The following is a 19,963-nucleotide window of genomic DNA, read 5'->3' as shown; positions in this document are numbered from 1 at the left end:
CAACTGCTTCAACGCTACGCCTGCGCGGACAAGGCCGGATCGAACGTCCTGAACCACAGGACACTCCCCGGGCCGCACGCCCTAGGATCGGGCCCATGCAGCCGGCCCCCGCCGATGACCCCGACGACCCCCGCCACCCGGCCGAGGCCGCCGCCCGCGCCACCGGACTCACCGTCCTCGACCGGGTCGTCACCGACTGCCGGGCCTGCCCCCGGCTGGTCGCCTGGCGCGAGGAGGCCGCCCGCACCAAGCGCCGCGCCTACCAGGACTGGGACTACTGGGCCCGGCCGATCCCCGGTTTCGGCCCGCCCGACGCCCCGCTCGTCCTGGTCGGTCTCGCCCCCGCCGCCCACGGCGGCAACCGCACCGGCCGGATCTTCACCGGCGACCCCTCCGGCGACCTCCTCTACGCGGCCCTCCACGAGCTCGGGCTCGCCAACCGCGCGGAGTCCGTCCGGCACGGCGACGGCCTGGAGCTGTACGGCGTCCGGATCACCGACCCGGTGCGCTGCGCCCCGCCCGACAACAAGCCCAGCACCGCCGAACGCGACACCTGCCGCCCCTGGATCACCCGCGAACTGCAACTGCTGCGCCCCACCGTGCGGACGGTCGTCGCCCTCGGCGGCTTCGCCTGGCAGGCGGTGCTGCCGGTGCTCGCCGACGCCGGCTGGACCGTGCCCCGACCGCGCCCGGCCTTCGGCCACGCCGCCCTGGCCACCCTCCCCGCCCGGGACGGCGGCCCCGACCTGCGGCTGTACGGCTGCTACCACGTCAGCCCGCGCAACACGAACACCGGCCGGCTGACCACCGCGATGCTCCGCGACCTGCTCCGCGAGGCGGCCGTCTCGGCGGGGCTCAGCCCCCATTAGGGCGTGGCCCCGCACGGCACGGGTCAGTCGAACCGCCGGGTGGCCGTGATCCCGCCGTCCACCGGCAGGGTCACGCCCGCCACGTACGAGGCCCGGTCGCTGAGCAGCCAGGCCGCCGCCTCCGCCACCTCGGTGTCCAGGCCCGGGCGGCCCAGCGGGGTCGAGCGGGCGACCAGGGCGGCGAACTCCGGGCCCGCCGCGAAGTACTCCTCCGTCCCGGGGGTGCGGACCACCCCGGGCGCGACGGCGTTGACCCGGACGCCGTACCGCGCGTAGTCGGCGGTGGCCGCCTTCACCAGGCCGGTCAGTCCGTGCTTGGCGGCCTGCTGGGCGCCGTCGCCGAAGCCCCCGACCAGCGCGCCCACCCCGGAGTTGAGCACCACCGAGCCGCCGCGGCCGGCCGCCGCCATCGCCCGCAGCTGGGCGCGCAGGCAGAGCCAGGTGCCCCGCAGGTTGAGCGCGTGGGTGTCGTCCCACTCGGCCTCCGAGCGTTCGGCGAGCGGAGCGGGCGGCAGGCCGTTGCCCGCGTTGTCGAAGGCCGCGTCCAGCCGGCCGAAGGCGGTCAGCGCCGCGTCCACCGTCCGCTGGGCGCCCTCGGCGGTGGTCAGGTCGGCGGCCACCGCCACCGCCTCCCCGCCGGCGGCCCGCAGTTCGGCGGCCAGCGCCTCCACCTCCGGCGCGGAGCGGGCGGCCAGCACCAGCAGCGCGCCCTCCCGGGCGAGCAGCCGGGCGGCGGTGGCGCCGATGCCCCGCCCGGCACCGGTGACGATCGTGACCTTGTCGTCGAGAAGTCCCATGCGGCGAGCCTGCCGCCACCCCCGCCGGCCCACCAGCGGCCGGTCGTACCCCGGACCGCCCAGCCAGGGACCGCCCAGCCAGGGACAGCCCGGTCCTGGTTGGGCCGGCCTGGCTGTGGCAGCCTGGCGCGCATGCCCGAGACCCCGCTGGGCGCGTTCCTGCGCGCCCGCCGTGCCCGACTCGCGCCCGCCGAAGCGGGCCTGCCCGCGGCCGGCCGCCGCCGCACCCCCGGGCTGCGCCGCGAGGAGGTCGCCGCCCGCGCCGGGATCTCGGCCGACTACTACGCCCGGCTGGAACAGGGCCGCCAACGGGTGCCCACCGGCCCGGTCCTGGACGGTCTCGCCGAGGCCCTGCACCTGAGCGGCCCGGAGCGCGCCTACCTGCACCGGCTGGCCGTACGGCGCGACCGTACGACGCCGCCCGCCACCGGCCCCTCCACCGGCCCCTCCACCGACCCGGCCGTCCCCGCGGCCACCCTGGCCCTGCTGGAGACCCTGGACGCCGCCCCCGCCTTCGTCACCGGCCCGACCTTCGACCTGCTGGCCTGGAACCGGCCCGCCGCCCTGCTGCTGGCCGGGCCGGAGCGGCGGCCGCCGCACGAGCGCAACCTGCTCTGGCAGGTCTTCTGCTGCCCGTACCGGGACCGCTCGCCGGGCAACACGGCCGCCGACCGCTCGATCGGCGCCGACCTGGTCGCCTCCCTGCGCGCCCAGCACGCCGACCGCCCCCGCGACCGGAACCTGCTCGCCCTGGTCGGCCGGCTCTCCACGGCCAGCCCGGAGTTCGCCGCGCTCTGGGACCACCACCGGGCCGCCCCGCCCGGCCCCGGCCGCCTCCACGTCCGCCACCCCGCGCTGGACACCGCCGTCCTCGACTACACCGTGCTGCCGCTCCCCGAGGAGGGCCGCCACGTCTTCGCCTTCCTCGCCCCACCGGACAGTCCCACCCGCCGCGCCTTCGCCGCCGCGCGCGGGAGCACCGGCACCGCCCCGGCCCTCGACGACGCCACTGGCTGATCCGATCCGACGTACCGGCACGCCCTACTCGAACCGCGTCAGCTTCCGGCCCGCCGCCCCCGCCCACACCTGCGGCAGCCGGGCCCGGGCGGCCTCCGCCGCCGCCAGCTGGCCCGCGTAGAGCACCCCGCAGGCGAAGGGCTCGCCGGCCGCCGCGGGCCGGGACGCCAGGGCCGCGGCGGCGACCACCGCGTCCTGGTGCTCGCCCAGCACCTCCTGGACGGCCTTCATCCGCTCCGCGTACCGCTCCGCCGCCGCGCCGACCGCGGGTGCCGCCGTCTCCCCGGCGTAGCGGGCCCGCTTGGCGGCCTTGCGGGCCTCGTGCAGGGCGCCGTCGCGTTCCGCGGGGCCGGCCGCGAGGGCGGTGTGCACCCGGGCGGCGGTGCGGCGCTGTTCGCGGGCCGCGATCCGGGAGAGCTCGGGGCCGGCGGCCCGGGCCGCGCGCGGGCGCAGCGGCGGGTCGGCGAGCAGGGTGGTCAGGGCTTCGGTCAGCGCCCGGCGGCGGGGGCTGTCGAGGGCGGCGACCACCTCGGGCCGGGCCCGGCGGTACTCGGCCGCGCCCCACTCCCGCAGCGACCCGGCGACCCGTTCCGGCCCGCAGGCCTCGGGCAGTGCGCAGGCCCGGGCGGCCAGCCGTTCGGCGAGCACCTCGCTGTCCCGGGCCCGCCCGAGGGTGGCGCCCAGCCAGCGCAGGTCGGCGACCAGGGTGTCGGTGGCGCCGGGGTCGAGGAGCCGGCGGAAGGTCCGCAGCGCGCTGCGCAGCCGTCGGCAGGCGACCCGCATCCGGTGCACGGCGTCGGGTTCGTCCGCCCGGACGGCGTCGTCCAGTCCGGCGAGCACCACCGCCTGGGCCTCGACGCGGTCGAGCAGCACCTCTCCGACCGTGGTCTCGGGCCTCGCCATGGACGCGCACCCCCTCGTCGGGGTCACCGGTGATGCCTTCCAGGGTAGGCACCGGGCGGCGGCTGTCGACCCCGCAGGGCCCGAGCGGGCACCGTCGCGGCCCGAGCGGGCACCGCCCGGGCTGTCAAGGGTCCTACGCGCCCTCGTGCCCGGCACGAGGGGCATGGCATACTCCGGAGCGTGCTGACCTCCACCCATGCGACCAGGGCCCTGCGGGCCGCGGTGTTCACCGCGCTCGCCGTGCCGATGGCCGCGTTGGGCCAGGTGGTCATCACCGGTCGCCCGCTGTCGCTGTCGCTGGTGGCCACGGCGAGTGCCGTCGTCTTCCTGGTGGTGGCCGCGATGGCCGGCGGGGAACGCCGGCTGCTGCACATCACCGCCGTGATGGTGCCGGTCGAGCTGCTGCTGAACACCACCTTCAACCTGGGCCAGACCGCCTGTGGGCCGGTGCTCTCCGAGCACGTGTCCGCGCGCGGGGTGAACCTGCTGGTCTGCGGCGGCGGTTCGGTGGACGGCTCGCTGCTGGGCGGCCCGCTGGGGCACACCGGGGAACTGGCGCCCGCGGCGACCCAGTTGCTGCTCCTGGTGGTGCACCTGGCGATCGCGCTGGCCGCCTCGGCCTGGCTGCGGCTGGGCGACGCCGCGCTGTCCGGCCTGGCCCGGGCGCTGCGCGCGCTGCACCAGTCGCTGGCCCGCCCGCTGCGGGCGCTGCTCCTGCTGCTGCTCCCCGCCCCGGTGCGCCCGGTGCTGCGGGTGCCGCTGCCGGTGTCCGACCACGAGCGGCCGCGCCGCGAGGACGTGGTGCTGAGCCCGGCTCCCCGGCGTGGTCCGCCGGTTCTCGCGCCTGCCTGCTGAGCGCGTACCCCCTTCCGGCACCTGAGCGTGCACGGTTCCGTACGCCCGTGGGCAGTGCGCTCGACTCCGCGTCACTTGCCCCCGCCGCACCCGAGTGCGGCCACCCGCGCGCGCCCGCGCGCCGCGTACAGGAGTTGACTTCCCCATGGCTCAGGACAAGAACAAGAAGCGCGTCAGCGCCCGCGAGCGGATCCAGGAGGCGCAGCGCCGCGAGCAGCAGGCCGCCAAGCGCCGTCAGCTGATCGTCGTGTCGGTCTCCGCCGTCGTCGTGCTGGCGCTGGCCGGCGGTGTCGCGCTCGCGATCAACACCGGTTCGAAGAACGACGACAAGGCGGCCGCGGCCGCCTCCTCGGCCCCGCTGATCGTGCCGGCGAACGCCACCGGCCCGGACGGCACGGTGATCACCCTCGGCAAGGCCGACGCCCCGCACACCATGGAGGTCTACGAGGACTTCCGCTGCCCGGTCTGCAAGCACTTCGAGGCGGCGAACGGCCAGACCGTCAAGCAGCTCACCCAGGACGGCCAGATCAAGGTGGAGTTCCACCTGGCCGCCTTCCTGGACAAGAACCTCGGCGGCAAGGGCTCGCGCACCGCGCTGGCCGCCGCGGGCGCCGCGCTGAACGAGGGCGTGGACAAGTTCAAGGCCTTCCACGACGTGCTGTACGCCAACCAGCCGGACGAGCGCAGCGACGACTTCGGCGACACCAACCACCTGCTGGACCTGGCCGGCCAGGTGCCCGGGCTCAAGACGGACGCCTTCGTGAAGGCGGTCACCGACCGGACGTACGCGCCGTGGGCGGCGAAGGTGGCCGACGCGTTCAACAACAGCCAGGTGACCGGCACCCCGACGGTCAAGGTGGACGGCAAGACGATCAACCTGTTCGCGGGCAACACCACCGCCACGCCGGAGCAGTTCACCGCCCAGGTGAAGCAGGCCGCCGGCCTCCAGTAGGCCGCCCCGCACCACACCGCCCCGCACGGCACCACCGGCCCGGCCGAACTCCCGGCCGGGCCGGCTCCTCCCAGCCAGCCACCGGAGTGTGCTGTCATGACCGCCCCGACCACCGTGCACCCCTCCCCGTCCGTCCCCGACGCCGCCGGCCGTGGCCCGATCGGCGCGAGCCGGGCCCTCGCCCTCCTGCTGTTCCTCGGCGGACTGGTCGGGCTGGCCGCCTCGGCCGTCCTGACCTTCGACAAGCTCCGCATCCTGGAGAACCCGTCGTACGTCCCCAGCTGCAACATCAATCCGGTGATCAGCTGCGGCTCGGTGATGCGCACCGAGCAGGCGGAGGTCTTCGGCTTCCCGAACCCGCTGCTCGGCCTGGCCGCGTTCGGCGCGCTGGCGGCGATCGGGGCCGGGCTGCTGGCGGGCGCCGCGTACCGGCGCTGGTTCTGGCTGGGCCTGCACGCCGGGACGGCGCTGGGCGTGGTGTTCGTGCACTGGCTGATCGACCAGGCGCTGTACGAGATCGGCGCGCTGTGCCCGTACTGCATGGTGGTCTGGGCGACGGTGGTGGTGCTGTTCTGGTACGTCACGCTGCACAACCTGCGCTCCGGCGTGATCCCGGTCGGGCCCAGGGCGCGGGCGGTGGTCCGGGAGGCGGCGCGCTACCACTGGGCGCTGCCGGTGCTGTGGGCGGCGGTGATCGCGCTGCTGGTCCTGAGCCGGTTCTGGTACTACTGGAGCACCCTCCTCTGACCGGCCCGGTCAGCCCACGTACCCCGCCGAGTGCAGCAGTACGGCGGCGCCGGTGCGCCGGGCCTCCAGGGCCCCGGTGAGCCGGCGCGCCGCGCTGGGGTGCAGCAGGGCGGCCGCCCGGGCGGGGGTGAAGTAGCCGTGGTCGGCGATCTCCTCCGCCTGCAGCCGGATCACCGCGCCCCGCTCGACCGCACCGCCGTCGAACATGAAGTGCACGGCCGGGTGGGCGTGCCGGCCCTGGTCGGGGATCGCCTCGCGCCACTCCACCACCAGCAGCCGCAGCTCGCCCGCCGACAGCCCGGTCTCCTCCCGCAGTTCGCGGGCGGCGCACTCGGCGGGGCCCTCCCCCGGGTCCATCCCGCCGCCGGGGAACTGCCACTGGTCGCGGTAACTCGCTTTCAGCAGCAGGACCTTGCCGTCCTCGCCGGTGAGCAGCACACTGCAGCCGATGTAGGCGCGCAGTATCCGGGCGAGCCACTGTTCCTCCGTGAGTGCCCAGGTCTCCGTCATCGCGCCTCCTCCGCCGGCCGCTGCCCGTCCCGGTCACTCTGCCGCAACCGCCGCCCCGGCAAAGGCGGTTCGTACCTAATCCACCCGATCGGGTATCACCCGAAGACGGCTCGCCGGAAGGCGTTGCGCAGGTCGGTCAGCGGCTGGGTGTTCCGGTCGTGGTGCACCTTGTTGGTGAGCAGCAGGGCCCAGCGGCCCTGGCGGCGGGAGACCCAGCAGCCGGTGCCGGTGAAGCCGTAGTGGACGAAGGTGCCCTCGGCCGGGTCGGTGCCGGCGGCGACCAGCCAGGACAGGCCGCGCGCGGGGGCCAGGCCGCCGGTCTGTTCGCGCAGCGATGCGGTGATCCACCGCGCGCCCCACGGGAGTTCGGGCGGCGGGGCGAGCACGGCGGTGAGGAAGCAGGCCAGGTCGCGGGCGGTGGAGAAGACGCCGGCGTTGCCGGAGACGCCGCCGAGCAGCCGGGCGGAGGGGTCGTGGACGACGCCGTGCAGGTGGGCGCCGGTCGGCTCGTGCCACTCGGTGGGCGCCGTCCGGGCGGTGTCCGCGGCGCCGAGCGGCCCGTACCGGGTGTCGGTCATGCCGAGCGGCCGCCAGGTCCAGCGCTCGGCGAGGACGTCCAGCGGCGCGCCGCCGAGGTCCTCGACCAGGTAGCAGAGCAGCACGGCGGCGCGGTCGGTGTACTCCACGGCCGCTCCCGGCGCACGGTGCAGCGGGGCGGCCAGCACCCCGGCCCGGATCGCCGCCGACTCCCGCCCGTAGAGCTGCTCGAAGCGGGTGTACGGCAGCAACCCCGCCGTGTGGGCCATGAGTTGACGGACCGTCACGATGCCGACGGGCCGCCCGGCGGCGGGCGGCCACCAGCGGCCGAGCGGTTCGTCCAGCGGCAGCCGGCCGGACTGCCACAGCACTCCGGCGGCGGGCCAGAGCGCCACCACCTTGGTGAGGCTGGCGAGGTCGTACAGGGTGTCCGGCCCCGGCGCGAGCCGCGCGTACGGGCCCTGCCCGAGGGTGCCGTGACTGCCGCCGCCGAGGGCGCCCCCGGCGTCGCCGACGGCCCAGACCGCGCCCGCGCCGACGGCGCGCAGGCCGGCCAGGACCAGCCGGTCCAGCTCCCCGCCGGGCGCGGCCAGGGCGGGGAGGCGCTCCGCCTCGGGTGCTCGGTGGTCCACCCCGGGTGTCTACCCGGGGCGCCGGCCGCTCAGACCGCCGCGGGGAGTTCCTTGCCGAGGCAGATGCTCAGCGGGTGGTCCTTGTAGATGCCGAACTTGCGGATCGCCGTGTAGCCCTCGGAGCCGTACAGCGCGATGGCCTCGGGCTGCTCGCTGCCGGTCTCCAGGATGACGCGGGTGTGCCCGGCCTCGGCCGCGGTCTCCTCCAGGTGGTGCAGCACCGCCCGGGCCAGGCCCCGGCCGCGGGCGGCGGGGACCACGAACATCCGCTTGAGCTCGACGTCGCCGTCGCGCAGCCCGTCCGGGCCGGCCTGCTTGGCCCGCCAGCCGCCGCAGGCGACCGGCCGGCCGTCCAGGTAGGCGATCATGAACAGGCCGGCCGGGGCCTCAAAGTCCTCGGGGTGCATCACGGTCTCGTCCGGGTCGCCGTAGCGGCGGACGTACTCCTGCTGCACCTCCGCCGACAGGGCCTGCGCGTCGGGGTGGGCGTACCCGGTGATGCGGAACTCGACGGTGCTGGCGGCCTGCGCGGCGGTGCTCTCCATGGTCGAAGAGCCTACGACCTGCCCTTACTGAGACTCGAACCGGGCGAGCAGCTCGGTCTTGCCGAACATCGCGGCGGCGTCGACGGCGGACGGGACACCGGCCCTCGGGTCGGCGCCGCCGGCCAGCAGGGCGTCGACGACGTCCGAGCCGCCCTTGAAGACGGCCCCGGCGAGCGGGGTCTGGCCCTTGTCGTTGGCGCGGTTCGGGTCGGCGCCGCGCTGGAGCAGGGTTTCCACGGTGGCCGCGTGGCCGTGGTAGGCGGCCAGCATCACCAGGGTGTCGCCGCTGCCGTTGGTGAGGTCCGCGGAGACCCCGGCGTCGAGCGCGGTGGTCAGGGCGGCGGTGTCGCCGGCCCGGGCGGCGTCGAAGAGCTTCCCGGCGAGCGCGATCACCTCGGCGTCGGGGGCATCGGTCATGGCGGACTGCCTTTCCAGAGGGGTGACGAGGGCTCGTGCGTACCGCACCGTAGCGGCCGGCGCCGCCGACGGACCAGCGGGCGTCCGGATTCCGGACGGCGGCCCCACCGGCCCCGGGCGCGGTACGCCGTGCGGTACGACGTGCGGCCGCACGGGTTGCGCGGCCATTCGAGCGAACTTCCGGGACCCCCCGGAAACTTCCCACCCACCCCCCGGGAATGCCTCGCGGCACCGGTCCCACCCGGATCCCGCACGACTCCAGGCCCCCACCCCGGCCGGTTCGCACACCGCCGCCCGGCTCACCCAACGGCAATGAACGGCAGAACCACCCATTTGCGCCGTTCCATCATCTATTACTTTTTGTCACGATTAGGGCACTTTAAGTAACACTGTCCCCCGTCCCCCTCCCCGAGGAGCAGAAGTGATCCTCTCGATTTCCGGCATCGTCCTGTTCGGCACCATCGCCTTTCTGTTCTTCCGCAGGGACGGACTAAAGGTCTCGCACGCCATCGTCTGCGCCCTCTTCGGCTTCTACGTCGCCGGTTCCTCGATCGCCCCCAGCATCACCGCGGGCGGCGCCAGCCTGGCGAGCCTGCTCGGCGGCCTTCGGTTCTAGGCGCCGCCTCTCCCCCACCGGCCCGGGCGCGGATCCCACCGCCCCGGGCCCCGTCGTACCACGAGCAGTGCCCCCTCACCCCACCCGTCCCACTCGACCGGGGAGTCACGGAATGCCGCTCCACCGCCATCTCGGCAAGGGCCGCGAGTTCGCCCGAACCGCCGGGGACCACGCCACCGACATGTTCGCCCCGCTCACCGTGATCGGCCGCGGGCTGCGCCACCACGCCGGCTGGGCCAAGGGCCGCTGGCAGGCCACCCCGAAGGAGCGGCGCGGACCGACGCTGTTCCTGTCGGCCGCCATGCTGGTCGGCATCTACCTGCTGCCGCACGGCCTGCTGTTCGCCCTGGTCGGCCTGATGGCCAGCGCCGCCTGGGCCGGCCGGGCCCCCAAGGCGGCGCCCGCCCCGCCCGCGCCCGACGTCGCCGACGTCAAGCTCGCCGCCCTCTACTCGGCGCTCACGCCGTACCTGTGCGGCCCCGAGGACGCCAATCCGCTGTACCACTTCGAGGGCGGCTACAAGAACGCCTTCGGCTCCTGGGAGTTCGACGGCGAGGGCCGGCTCTCCCGGCTGGAGCTGAGCTACCCCGCCTACTTCACCGACACCGAGCCCGCCGCCCGGGCCCGGATCGAGCAGGTCGTCCAGGGCAAGGCCGGGCGGGCCCGGGAGTACCGCTTCGACTGGGACGAGGAGTCCAACCGGCTGCGGATCACCGCGCTGGCCCCGCTGCCCACCGACATCGCCGCCCAGCGCTTCGTCGCCGCCCCGGGCGAGATCGTGCTCGGCTTCACCGACGAGGACGGCACCGCCCGCACCATCCCGGTCCACCAGGGCGGGGCCACCGCCCAGCAGCCGCCGGTGGTCTGGCGCACCGGCCCGCGCTCCTCCGAGCCGCACCTGCTGGCCCTCGGCGTCGCCGGCTACGGCACCTCCAGCCTGATCCGCTCGATCGCGCTCCAGGCGCTCCCGTACGGCGACCTGGTGGTGATCGACGGCGCCGGCACCGGGGAGCACGCCTGCCTGGTCAACCGGCCCGGCGTGCACACCGTGGAGACCAGCCTGCACGGCGCGCTGGCCGCCCTGGAGTGGGCCGCCCAGGAGACCGAGCGGCGGCTCACCGCGCTGAACACCGCCCGGCACACCGGCACCCCGCTGCCCGAGGACCTCACCCGGCCGCTCTGGCTGCTGCTGGACCACCCGACCGAGCTGGGCGAGCTCGCCCACGCCGAGGGCCGCCCCGACCCGCAGGAGCTGCTGGAGCTGCCGCTGCGGCACGGCCGCGCCGCCCGGGTCACCGTGGTGATCGCCGACGACGTCGAGGCCCGGGACCGGATCACCCCGACCGTCCGGGCCACCGCCCGGGCCAGGGTGCTGCTCGGCCCGGCCGGGCCCGAGGAGGGCCACGCCGCGCTCGGCGCGCCGCTGGACATCGTGCCCGCCGCCCACGCCCCGGTCGGCCGCGGCTACGCCCGGATCGGCAACGGCACCCCGGTCCGGCTCCAGGTGCCCGCCACCGTCGACCCGCTGGACGAGGAGGCCCCGGCCCAGCTGCGCGACGCGGTGATCGCCCTGCTGCCGCACCGCGACAGCCGGACCGAGCCCGCCTCCGCGGCGCCGCCCCGCCCGGACCGCCCGCCGGTGGTCCCGCCGGACGCCGCCGCGCCCGTCCGCCCGGTCGACCTCGGCAAGACCGAGCCGATGATCCGTTCCCGACCGATCTCCTGACCGCCCGGGAAGCGGGGGCGACCGGCGCCGCGGAATCGCCGACCGGTACGCTCGTCACAGAAAGTCCGCACGATCACCAGATGTGAAATTGGTGACACCTGGGGTGATATCACCGGCCAGATGTGACAAATCGGGCGACGGTGGGTACAAACAGGGGCGGCACGACAGACGACGCATGTCCCGGGACGGGAATCTTCGTCGGAAGCCGAGCGTTGACCGAACGACGAAGAACAGCGACCACTAGTCCTGTGGGCCATTAAGCCCGGGAGGCACGATTCATGAGCGAGCGAGCTCTCCGCGGCACGCGACTCGGGGCCACTAGCTACGAGACCGACCGTGGTATCGATCTGGCTCCGCGCCAGACCGTCGAGTACGCATGTCAGAACGGACACCGATTCGAGGTTCCTTTCTCGGTCGAGGCGGAGATCCCTCAGGCCTGGGAATGCCGCTTCTGCGGCCAGGAGGCGGTTCTCCTCGACGGTGACGAGCCTGAGGAGAAGAAGACCAAGCCCACGCGCACCCATTGGGACATGCTGATGGAGCGCCGGACGCGCGAGGAGCTGGAGGAGGTGCTGGCCGAGCGGCTGGCCGTGCTCCGCTCCGGCGGGATGAACCTCGCGGTGCACCCGCGTGACACCCGCAAGAGCGCCTGACCCATCTCGCTCCCGCCGCAGGCGGGAGGACGCGAAAAGGGACCCTGGCCACCAGGGTCCCTTTCGCGTTGTCCGGAGCAGTTCGCGTTGTCCGGAGCAGTGGGTGCCGGAGCAGCGGGCGTCAGCCGGAGATCGGCGGGCGGTAGGTGGTGTCGGGGCCCTGCGGTCCGCGCGGACCGGTCTCCGGGTCGACCACCTCGCCCTGGACGACCTTGCCGTCCGGGCGGTGGATGCGCATCTGCTCCTGCAGCCGCATCGCGTCCGCGAACGCGTCGGCGCCCACGGCGGAGGTGCTGCGCATCGCCTTGTCCGCGACCCGGCGGCCCGCCACCCGCCACAGCGCCCGCGTCGGCGGGAACAGCAGGGTCAGGGCGACCAGGTCGGACAGGAAGCCCGGCACGATCAGCAGCAGCCCGGCCCCCACGGTCATGCTGGTGCCGGTCTGCGGCTGCTCGGACTGCGGGTTCTTGCTCTGCTCGATCGCCGCCGACAGGGCCTTGAGCCCGGCCCGCTTGATCAGCGAGCCGCCGATCACCGCGCCGGCGATGAGCAGCAGCAGGACGGTGAGGCCGCCGAGCCAGGAGGCGACCTGCACCAGCAGCCAGATCTCCAGCACCAGCCAGGCGGTGAACAGCAGCGGCAGCACCCGGCGCAGCCTGCTACGCGGGGCCGGACGGGCGGGGGTAGCTTGCTGGGTCACGGTACGGATCCACTCCAAGCGGTGCTCTGCGCGCCGCACGGGAGGTCCGGGCCGGCTACGGCACCACCTGGTCCAACGATTCCGCGGCGGCCGGTGTTCCGTGGAGCGTTCCGTCCACGGCCTTCCGGCGGCGGCCGACCAGCAGGGCGGCGGCGCAGGCCAGCAGGCCGCCGACGGCCAGCGTCCACTCCGGGGCGGAGCCGACCTCGTCGGCGACCGTGGTGCCGTCGCGCAGCGGGACGGTGGCGGACAGCTCGGCCGGGGTCAGCTCCCGGGTGCGCTGCTCGACGGTGCCGTCCGGGGCGATCACGGCGCTGATGCCGCTGGTGGCGGCGATCAGCACGGCCCGGCCGTGCTCGACCGCGCGCAGCCGGCTCATCGCCAGCTGCTGCTCGGGCTGGCCGGTCTCGGCGTAGGTCGCGTTGTTGGTCTGGACGACCAGGACCCGGGCGCCGCTGTCCACGGTGTCCCGGACGATCTCGTCGTAGGCCACCTCGAAGCAGATCACGTCGCCGATCCGCGCCGGGCCGAGCTGCATCACGCCGTTGTGGTCGCCGGGGTAGAAGTCGCGGGCGACCCGCTGGAGGCGGGTGATCACCTTCATCAGCTGGGCCCGGAACGGCACGTACTCGCCGAACGGGACGGGGTGCTGCTTGGTGTAGGAGGCGCCGGGGCCGGTGACCGGGTCCCAGACGATGCCCTCGTTCTGGACGTGCTGCGCGTCCGGGCCGTCCACCAGGGTGCCGACCAGGGTGGGCACGCCGACGGCCTTGACCGCCTCGTCGATGCGCTGGCGGGCCAGCGGGTCGCTGAACGGGTCCAGGTCGGAGGAGTTCTCCGGCCAGATCACCACGTCGGGGCGCGGGACCTTGCCCGCCTGCACGTCGGCGGCCAGGCGCTCGGTGGCCGAGGCGTGGTTGTTGAGCACCATCATCGGGCGGCCGAGGAAGTCCATGCCCGGGTTGGGCACGTTGCCCTGGACGATGGCGACCTTCACGGTGTCGGCCGCGGCGGTGGGCACCGGGACGAGGTAGCCGGCCAGCAGCGCGGCCACCGCGCCGAGCGCCGCCAGCGCGGCCGCCTTCGGGGCCCGGCCCGGCCCGCGCAGGCGCAGCGCGGCCCAGGCGAGCAGGGTGCCGGACAGGGCGACGGCGAAGGTCACCAGCGGCGCGCCGCCGAGGGCGGCCAGCGGGGTGTACGGCGTCGCGGTGTTGGCGAAGGCCAGTCGGCCCCAGGGGAAGCCGCCCAGCGGCAGCCGGTCGCGCGCCCACTCCTGGGTGACCCACAGGGCGGCCGCCCAGAACGCCCAGCCGGGCAGCCGGGAGGTGAGCGCCAGCGCCCCGCCGAGCAGGGCCAGGAACAGCGCCTCGATCACCGACAGGCCGACGGTCGCGTCCCAGCCGACCACCCGCAGCCAGCTGAGCAGCATCAGGAAGAACGGGAAGCCGAAGGCGAAGCCCGTCCAGGCGCCCTGGCGGAAGGTGCGGCCGCGGGTGAGCAGCGACAGCGCGGCGACGCCCAGCAGCGACAGCGGCCAGAGGTCGTACGGCGGGAAGGCGAACGCGAGCAGCAGGCCGGACAGCGCGGCGAGGCCGGTGCGCGGCAGGCCGGCCCGGACCTTGGCGAGGGCGCGGGCGAGGCGGCCGGGGGTCGGGGCCGGTTCCGGCTGCTCGGGAGCGGTCCCGGACCGCTCCTGGGTGACGGGCATGGCCACCGGCGCACCATCTTCCTGGGGCTTGCTGTTCGGACGCTGTGCGAAGAAGGTACCCCGGAACGTCGCGGGCGCGTGAGGTCAGGGTGCTGGGCCGGTTCGGGGGGGTGGTGGGGTCAGCGCTCCGCGTAGTGGAAGCGCCCCAGCGGCCAGTGGTCGGTGAGCCAGGCGGAGACGGCGCGGTACAGCGGGGCGTCCAGCTCGGCGCGGTCGGCGCGGACCCAGGAGCTGACCGAGACCACGGAGGCGTCCTCGCGGTCCGGGTAGATGTACACGCAGCCGATCACCTCGGCCCGGTCCGGCTCCAGGACGGTGTAGGTGAAGCCCCGGCGGGCCTCGAAGTCGGCGGCGTGCCGGCGCAGGTCCGCGAGGTTGTCCGCCAGGGGCATGCCGTCGGCGGGCGGCCAGCCGCGGCCCGCCCAGCCGGGGGTGGCGCGGATGTGCTCGATACTGCCTGTCCAGGCGGCGTGGTCGGAGGCGTTGTGCTGCTCGCCCAGGGGTTCCAGGCGGAACTCCGGGGCGAGCAGCTCGCGCGGGACGGTGAAGTCGGCGGGGACGATCTCGGTCATGGTCGGCACCCTACGAGGGCGACCGCCCGCCGATCACCCGAATTACCGCTCGTGCACGGTGTTACCGCTCGTACACGGTGCGGCCGCGGACCACCGTGCGCAGGCAGAGCGGGAGTTCGTGGCCCGGGGTGAGGTCGGGCAGGCCGGGGGTGCCGGAGCGCGGGTCGGTGGACCAGCCCGCCACCCGGGAGTCCGGGGCCTGGACGACCAGCTCGTCGGCGGCCCAGAGCGCGTAGTTGGCGACCGCGCCGGGCACCAGCACGCCGTCGTGGTCGCGGCCGATCGCGCGCCAGCCGCCGCGGGTGTGGGCGGTGAAGGCGGCGCGGACCGAGATCCGGTGCTCCAGGGTCCGGTGGAAGGCCGCGGCGCGGACGGTGCCCCAGGGGTCGAGCGGGGTGACCGGGGCGTCCGAGCCGAAGGCCAGCGGGACACCGGCCCGCAGCAGGGCCGCGTACGGGTTGAGGCCGGCCGCCCGCTCGGCGCCCAGGCGCTGCGCGTACATGCCCTCCGGGCCGCCCCAGGCGGCGTCGAAGGCGGGCTGGACGGAGGCGGTGAGGCCGAGTTCGCCGAAGGCCGCGATCGCCTTGTCGTCCAGGGCCTCGGCGTGCTCGACGCGGTGGCGCAGCGCCTTGACCCGGTCGGCGCCGACCCGCTCCCCGGCCGTGCGCACGCCCTCGATCACGGCGGCGAGCGCCGCGTCGCCGATCGCGTGGAAACCGGCCTGCAGTCCGGCCTCGGTGCAGGCGGCGACGTGCTCGGCGACCTGCTCGGCGGTCAGGTAGGCGGTGCCGGTGTGCTCGGCGTCGGCGTACCGGGCGTGCAGGCAGGCGGTGTGCGAGCCGAGCGCGCCGTCCACGAAGAGGTCGCCGCCGGCGCCCACCGCGCCGAGCCGGCGGGCGGTCTCGATGCCGCCCAGCTCGCCCCAGTAGCCGAAGACCTCGGGGCCCTCGCCCTCGGCGGCCAGCTCCAGCAGCGCGGCGAGGTCGGCCTCGGAGGAGATCTCCGGGCCGGCGCACTCGTGCAGGGCGCCGATGCCGAGCTCGGCGGCGCGGGCCAGGGTGGCGCGCTGGGCGCGGCGGCGCTGCTCGGGGGTGAGGTGCGCCAGCGCGGTCTGCCGGACGGCGTGGTGGGCGTCCTTGGTGAGCGGGCCGTCGGCGTGGTGGCCGGGGCGCTCGGTGAGGTCCTCGGTGAGGGTGCGCAGCGCGGTGGTGGCGAGCGCGGAGTGGACGTCGGTGCGGGAGAGGTAGAGCGCCGCGCCGCGGGCGGCCGCGTCGAGTTCGGCGCGCGTGGGCGGGCGGCCCTCGGGCCAGCCGGTCTCGTCCCAGCCGTGGCCGATCAGCACCCCGCCGGTCTCCGGCTGCGCCTCGACGAAGGCGGTGACGGCGGCCAGCGCGGCGGGCAGCGAGGGGCTGCCGGTGAGGTCGAGGCCGGTGAGCGCCAGCCCGGTGGAGGTGGCGTGCACATGGGCGTCGACGAAGGCGGGGGTGACCAGGGCGCCGTCCAGCTCGACGATCTCGTCGGCGGTCGCGGCGTACGCCTCGGCGGCGCCGTCGCTGCCGACCCAGGCGATGTGCCCGCCCTCCACGAGCATCGCGGTGGCGAAGGGGTCGGCGGGGCTGTAGACGGCGCCGCCGCGCAGCAGGACGGTCCGGGAGGTGCGTTCGGTCATGCGCCCAAGTCTGCACCCCGCCGGTTCGCGCTCAGATCTTCGGGGGTCGTGCCTCGTAGGGGGTGGAGAGCACCACCGTGGTGCGGGTGGACACTCCGGCGGCGCTGCGGATCCGCGCCAGCAGGTCCTCCAGGTCGCCCGGGGCGCCGACCCGGACCTTGAGGATGTAGTTCTCGTCGCCGGCGACGCTGTGGCAGGCCTCGATCTCGGGCAGGCCGGCCAGTCTCTCCGGGGTGTCGTCCGGGGCGCTGGGGTCGAAGGGCTTGACCGAGATGAACGCGGTCAGCGCCAGGTCGACGGCGTCGGGGTCGACGATCGCGGTGTAGCCGCGGATCACCCCGCGCTGTTCGAGGCGGCGCACCCGCTGGTGCACCGCCGAGGTGGACAGGCCGGTGGCCTTGCCCAGGTCCGTGTAGCTCATCCGGCCGTCCTCTAGGAGCAGCTGGACGATGCGTTGGTCGAGATCCTCCACGGTGCGCAAACCTACCCGCTCGGGGAGCACGGGGGGCGCACGGTGGTTGCACGGGGTCGGACCGCAGGTGTCGTACGGGCATGTGCCTGGTGAATGTGGCGGGCGGTGTGGCCAAGGACACACCCGGTGCATCACGGTGCGCAAGTCCGCAGGGTTATGAGCCCGAGCCGCAGGGAAGTGCTGGTTGTGGCCCCAGAGCGACCACGCCGGGCCCGATCCTAGGGGGATCTCCATGCCTGCTACCGACCAGCGCGTGCTGGCTCTCGACGAGACCGACGATCTGTCCGGCCGCGACGACCTCGCGGTCGACCACGCGCCGGGCACCGACCCCGGCGACGCCGAGACCTGGGACATCTTCCGGGTCCACTGCCCCGAGTGCCGCCGCCCGATCGCCCTGGTGGCGGACGAGGAGCAGCTGCCGCAGCACGCACTGCTGCCCACGGCCTGGAACCCCTTCGCCCCCGCGATCTGCCCCGGCTCGGGCACCCTGACCGACGACCTGGCCGAGGCGGAGACCCGGGAGGACGCCGAACCGACCGGGTTCGAGGCGCTGTGCAAGCTGCCGAGCGGGCTCGACTGGCGCACCCAGCCGTTCTCGCACGCACCGGTGCACCGCCCGGTGCGCAGCGCGGGCGGCGGTGTCGCCGCCCCGGCCAAGGCCGGGCGGGCGGTCGCCTCGGCCGTCCCGCTCGCCACCATCCCGGAGCAGCGCCGGCGGCTCGCGCGGCGCTGATTTGCTGCGGCAGCAGGCGAGTTGACGCCTGATCGGAGAATTGCCCCCGGTCGTCACTCCGCACCCTGGAGTGACGGCCGGGGGCCGTATCGGGGAGGCCGCGCCCTCCGAGCCGGACTTCGGCCCTGGGGCCGGACTTCGACACCGGGGCCGGGCTTCGGCACCGGGGCCGGGCTTCGGCACCGGGCCGGGCTCCGGGCCCGCCTCGGCTCAGCCCTTGGTGAGGTGGCGGCCGATCACCAGGCGCTGGATCTGGTTGGTGCCCTCGACGATCTGCAGCACCTTGGCCTCGCGCATGTAGCGCTCGGCCGGGAAGTCCTGGGTGTAGCCGTAGCCGCCGAGCACCTGGACGGCGTCGGTGGTCACCCGCATCGCGGCGTCGGTGCAGAACAACTTGGCCATCGCCGCCTCCTTGGAGAACGGCCGGCCCGCGTCCCGCAGCCGCGCGGCGGCGAGGTAGAGCGACCGCCCGGCCTCGATCTGGGTGGCCATGTCGGCGAGCATGAAGGACAGGCCCTGGAAGTCCGCGATCGGGCGGCCGAACTGGCGCCGGGTGCGGGCGTAGTCGACGGCGAGGTCGAGCGCGGCCTGGGCGACGCCGACGGCACAGGCGGCGATGCCGAGGCGGCCGGAGTCCAGCGCGGCGAGCGCGATCTGGAAGCCCTGGCCCTCCTCCCCGACCAGCCGCTCGCGGGGCACCCGGGCACCGTCGAAGTGCAGCTGGGCGGTCGGCGAGGAACGCATGCCCATCTTGTGCTCCGGCGGCGCGGCCGACAGGCCCTGCTGGGCGCCGGGCACGAGCAGGCAGCTGATTCCCTTGGGGCCGTCCACCCCGGTGCGCACCAGGGCGCTGTAGAAGTCGGCCTGGCCGCCGTGGGTGATCCACGCCTTGGTGCCGTTGACGACGTACTCGTCCCCGTCGAGGTCGGCGCGGGTGCGCAGGGCCGCCGCGTCGGAGCCGGACTGCGGCTCGGAGAGGCAGTAGGCGCCGAGCTGTTCGCCGGAGAGCATGCCGGGCAGCCACGTCTCGCGCTGCTCGTCGCTGCCGAAGGTGGCCAGCGCGTGGCAGGACAGGGTGTGCACGCTGACGCCGAGGCCCACCGCCAGCCAGCCCGCGGCGAGCTCCTCCAGGACCTGGAGGTACACCTCGTAGGGCTGCTCGCCGCCGCCGTACTTCTCGTCGTACGGGAGGGAGAGCAGGCCGGCCTCGCCGAGGGTGCGGAAGACCTCCCGGGGGAAGCGGTCCGCGGCCTCGTCCTCCGCCGCGCGCGGCTGGAGCTCGCGCTGGACCAGGTCCCGGGTGAGGCTCAGCAGCTCGCGGGCCTCCTCGCTGGGCAGCTGGCGCTCCACGGCTTTCACGGGGGACGGGGTCATGGCGAGGGTCGCCTCCTCGATCGGGCGCCGGCCCGGGGTGGCGGGTGGTCCGGCGCGGGTGTGGCAGGTCGGCCCGACCGGCACCGGGTTGCGGTGAACGGCCGTTCACAGGCGTGGCGAAGGCGAGTATGCCCGAAACCCGCGCTGCCGTCACGACCTGCACAGATGATCTGTCCGCAGTGGTGGGCTACGGCACCGTAGGGTTGACGTTGTGGCTGCATCCGGAACCGCCCCCTCCTCCCGTCCGCCCGCTCCCGCCGACCCGCTGACCGGGCTGGTCCGGGAGCTGCGGGCGCTGCCGCCCTCCTGCGGGCCGGTGCGGCTGGTCGCGGTGGACGGGCACGCGGGCTCCGGCAAGACGACATTCGCCGGGCGGCTGGCGGCAGCGCTCGGCGGCGCACCGGTGGTCCACCTCGACGACCTGGCCACCCACACCGAGCTCTTCGACTGGACCGGACGGCTGCGCGAGCAGGTGCTGGAGCCGCTGGCGGCCGGCCGGGACGCCGAGCACCGGGTGTACGACTGGACGCTGCGCCGCTTCGCCGGCACCGCCCGGGTGCCGCTCGCCCCGGTGGTGCTGGTGGAGGGGGTCGGCGCGGGGCGCCGCGAGGTGCGGCCGTGGCTGGCCCGGGTGATCTGGATGGAGCTGGAGGCCGCTGCGGCCCGTCGGCGCGGCGAGGAGCGGGACGGGCCGGAACTCGCCGCGTTCTGGGCGGGTTGGGCCCGCGCGGAGGCGGCGCACTTCGCCGCCGACCCGAGCCGTCCGCACGCCGCCACCAGGGTCGACGGGGTGACCGGGCGGATCGTGCCGAGCACCGTCGGTGAACCTTCAACTAAGCCCTTGACCTGCGACATCACCAGGACTTAGGTTCTCCTCAGTCGCCGGAACCCACCGTTCCGGCCGCTTCGGACCCGGCGCTCCCGACTTGTTCCCCCGTGAGCCGGGAGCGCCGTCCGGT

Annotated in this window: 22 protein-coding genes; 10 read left to right on the top strand and 12 right to left on the bottom strand. The window is 75.1% G+C overall.

The window, feature by feature from the left end; translation table 11 throughout:
- The first annotated feature begins 95 nt into the window (after positions 1-95).
- Complete coding sequence (locus ACFC1T_RS05680; protein WP_375883973.1) at positions 96-869, top strand: uracil-DNA glycosylase; 774 nt, start codon at positions 96-98, stop codon at positions 867-869.
- A gap of 23 nt (positions 870-892) precedes the next feature.
- Here ACFC1T_RS05680 and ACFC1T_RS05675 read toward each other — a convergent pair whose 3' ends face one another.
- The gene (locus ACFC1T_RS05675) at positions 893-1,666 is read right to left on the bottom strand and encodes an SDR family NAD(P)-dependent oxidoreductase (RefSeq protein WP_375883970.1); all 774 of its coding nucleotides are present in this window, start codon (positions 1,664-1,666) and stop codon (positions 893-895) included.
- A 132-nt stretch (positions 1,667-1,798) separates the two neighbouring features.
- On the opposite strand from ACFC1T_RS05675, the gene ACFC1T_RS05670 reads away from it, so the two are divergent.
- The gene (locus tag ACFC1T_RS05670; RefSeq protein WP_375883967.1) at positions 1,799-2,683 is read left to right on the top strand and encodes a helix-turn-helix transcriptional regulator; all 885 of its coding nucleotides are present in this window, start codon (positions 1,799-1,801) and stop codon (positions 2,681-2,683) included.
- Between the two features lie 24 nt (positions 2,684-2,707).
- Here the strand turns inward: ACFC1T_RS05670 and ACFC1T_RS05665 are convergent, their stop codons facing one another.
- The gene (locus ACFC1T_RS05665) at positions 2,708-3,586 is read right to left on the bottom strand and encodes a CHAD domain-containing protein (RefSeq protein ID WP_375883965.1); all 879 of its coding nucleotides are present in this window, start codon (positions 3,584-3,586) and stop codon (positions 2,708-2,710) included.
- Between the two features lie 180 nt (positions 3,587-3,766).
- On the opposite strand from ACFC1T_RS05665, the gene ACFC1T_RS05660 reads away from it, so the two are divergent.
- From ACFC1T_RS05660 to ACFC1T_RS05650, 3 genes are all read left to right on the top strand, one after another.
- Positions 3,767-4,441, top strand: a complete 675-nt coding sequence (locus ACFC1T_RS05660) for a hypothetical protein (protein ID WP_375883962.1) — start codon at positions 3,767-3,769, stop codon at positions 4,439-4,441.
- 145 nt (positions 4,442-4,586) lie between these two features.
- A complete protein-coding gene (locus tag ACFC1T_RS05655; RefSeq protein WP_375883959.1) occupies positions 4,587-5,393 on the top strand; it encodes a DsbA family protein in 807 nt (268 codons plus the stop codon).
- A gap of 96 nt (positions 5,394-5,489) precedes the next feature.
- Positions 5,490-6,140: a vitamin K epoxide reductase family protein gene (locus ACFC1T_RS05650; protein WP_375883956.1), complete on the top strand. Its 651-nt coding sequence runs from the start codon at positions 5,490-5,492 to the stop codon at positions 6,138-6,140.
- A 9-nt stretch (positions 6,141-6,149) separates the two neighbouring features.
- Here the strand turns inward: ACFC1T_RS05650 and ACFC1T_RS05645 are convergent, their stop codons facing one another.
- The 4 genes from ACFC1T_RS05645 to ACFC1T_RS05630 form a co-directional block, all read right to left on the bottom strand.
- The gene (locus ACFC1T_RS05645) at positions 6,150-6,650 is read right to left on the bottom strand and encodes an NUDIX domain-containing protein (protein ID WP_375883953.1); all 501 of its coding nucleotides are present in this window, start codon (positions 6,648-6,650) and stop codon (positions 6,150-6,152) included.
- A gap of 95 nt (positions 6,651-6,745) precedes the next feature.
- Positions 6,746-7,819, bottom strand: coding sequence for a serine hydrolase domain-containing protein (locus ACFC1T_RS05640; RefSeq protein WP_375883951.1), 1,074 nt, complete (start codon positions 7,817-7,819; stop codon positions 6,746-6,748).
- A gap of 29 nt (positions 7,820-7,848) precedes the next feature.
- Positions 7,849-8,364, bottom strand: coding sequence for a GNAT family N-acetyltransferase (locus ACFC1T_RS05635; protein WP_375883949.1), 516 nt, complete (start codon positions 8,362-8,364; stop codon positions 7,849-7,851).
- A 24-nt stretch (positions 8,365-8,388) separates the two neighbouring features.
- Positions 8,389-8,781, bottom strand: a complete 393-nt coding sequence (locus ACFC1T_RS05630; RefSeq protein WP_375883946.1) for an ankyrin repeat domain-containing protein — start codon at positions 8,779-8,781, stop codon at positions 8,389-8,391.
- Positions 8,782-9,202: 421 nt separating this feature from the next.
- On the opposite strand from ACFC1T_RS05630, the gene ACFC1T_RS05625 reads away from it, so the two are divergent.
- From ACFC1T_RS05625 to ACFC1T_RS05615, 3 genes are all read left to right on the top strand, one after another.
- A complete protein-coding gene (locus tag ACFC1T_RS05625) occupies positions 9,203-9,397 on the top strand; it encodes a hypothetical protein (RefSeq protein WP_188305060.1) in 195 nt (64 codons plus the stop codon).
- A gap of 112 nt (positions 9,398-9,509) precedes the next feature.
- Positions 9,510-11,123: a hypothetical protein gene (locus ACFC1T_RS05620; protein ID WP_375883943.1), complete on the top strand. Its 1,614-nt coding sequence runs from the start codon at positions 9,510-9,512 to the stop codon at positions 11,121-11,123.
- Between the two features lie 278 nt (positions 11,124-11,401).
- Positions 11,402-11,776, top strand: a complete 375-nt coding sequence (locus ACFC1T_RS05615) for an RNA polymerase-binding protein RbpA (RefSeq protein ID WP_350506367.1) — start codon at positions 11,402-11,404, stop codon at positions 11,774-11,776.
- A 121-nt stretch (positions 11,777-11,897) separates the two neighbouring features.
- On the opposite strand, the gene fxsA is transcribed toward ACFC1T_RS05615, so the two are convergent.
- From fxsA to ACFC1T_RS05590, 5 genes are all read right to left on the bottom strand, one after another.
- A complete protein-coding gene (gene fxsA, locus ACFC1T_RS05610) occupies positions 11,898-12,476 on the bottom strand; it encodes an FxsA family membrane protein (RefSeq protein ID WP_375883940.1) in 579 nt (192 codons plus the stop codon).
- Positions 12,477-12,531: 55 nt separating this feature from the next.
- Positions 12,532-14,184 carry an apolipoprotein N-acyltransferase gene (gene lnt, locus ACFC1T_RS05605; RefSeq protein WP_375883938.1) on the bottom strand — a complete coding sequence of 551 codons (1,653 nt, stop codon included), beginning with the start codon at positions 14,182-14,184 and terminating at the stop codon, positions 12,532-12,534.
- A gap of 119 nt (positions 14,185-14,303) precedes the next feature.
- Positions 14,304-14,756: an N-acetyltransferase gene (locus ACFC1T_RS05600; protein WP_375883935.1), complete on the bottom strand. Its 453-nt coding sequence runs from the start codon at positions 14,754-14,756 to the stop codon at positions 14,304-14,306.
- 61 nt (positions 14,757-14,817) lie between these two features.
- A complete protein-coding gene (locus ACFC1T_RS05595) occupies positions 14,818-16,425 on the bottom strand; it encodes an amidohydrolase (protein ID WP_375883933.1) in 1,608 nt (535 codons plus the stop codon).
- Between the two features lie 31 nt (positions 16,426-16,456).
- On the bottom strand, positions 16,457-16,897 hold the full coding sequence (locus ACFC1T_RS05590; protein WP_218200145.1) for an Lrp/AsnC family transcriptional regulator: 441 nt from the start codon (positions 16,895-16,897) through the stop codon (positions 16,457-16,459).
- A gap of 232 nt (positions 16,898-17,129) precedes the next feature.
- Between ACFC1T_RS05590 and ACFC1T_RS05585 the strand changes: the two genes are divergently transcribed.
- A complete protein-coding gene (locus tag ACFC1T_RS05585; protein WP_375883930.1) occupies positions 17,130-17,630 on the top strand; it encodes a hypothetical protein in 501 nt (166 codons plus the stop codon).
- Between the two features lie 210 nt (positions 17,631-17,840).
- Here ACFC1T_RS05585 and ACFC1T_RS05580 read toward each other — a convergent pair whose 3' ends face one another.
- Positions 17,841-19,004, bottom strand: coding sequence for an acyl-CoA dehydrogenase family protein (locus tag ACFC1T_RS05580; protein WP_375883928.1), 1,164 nt, complete (start codon positions 19,002-19,004; stop codon positions 17,841-17,843).
- Positions 19,005-19,215: 211 nt separating this feature from the next.
- Here ACFC1T_RS05580 and ACFC1T_RS05575 point away from each other — a divergent pair, with 211 nt between their 5' ends.
- Positions 19,216-19,872, top strand: coding sequence for a uridine kinase (locus ACFC1T_RS05575; RefSeq protein WP_375883927.1), 657 nt, complete (start codon positions 19,216-19,218; stop codon positions 19,870-19,872).
- Positions 19,873-19,963 lie beyond the last annotated feature (91 nt).

The sequence above is a fragment of the Kitasatospora sp. NPDC056076 genome, assembly GCF_042266305.1.
Lineage (GTDB): Bacteria > Actinomycetota > Actinomycetes > Streptomycetales > Streptomycetaceae > Kitasatospora.
The sequence above is the reverse complement of the archived record's forward strand: the minus strand, read 5'-3'. Positions and strand labels throughout refer to the sequence as shown.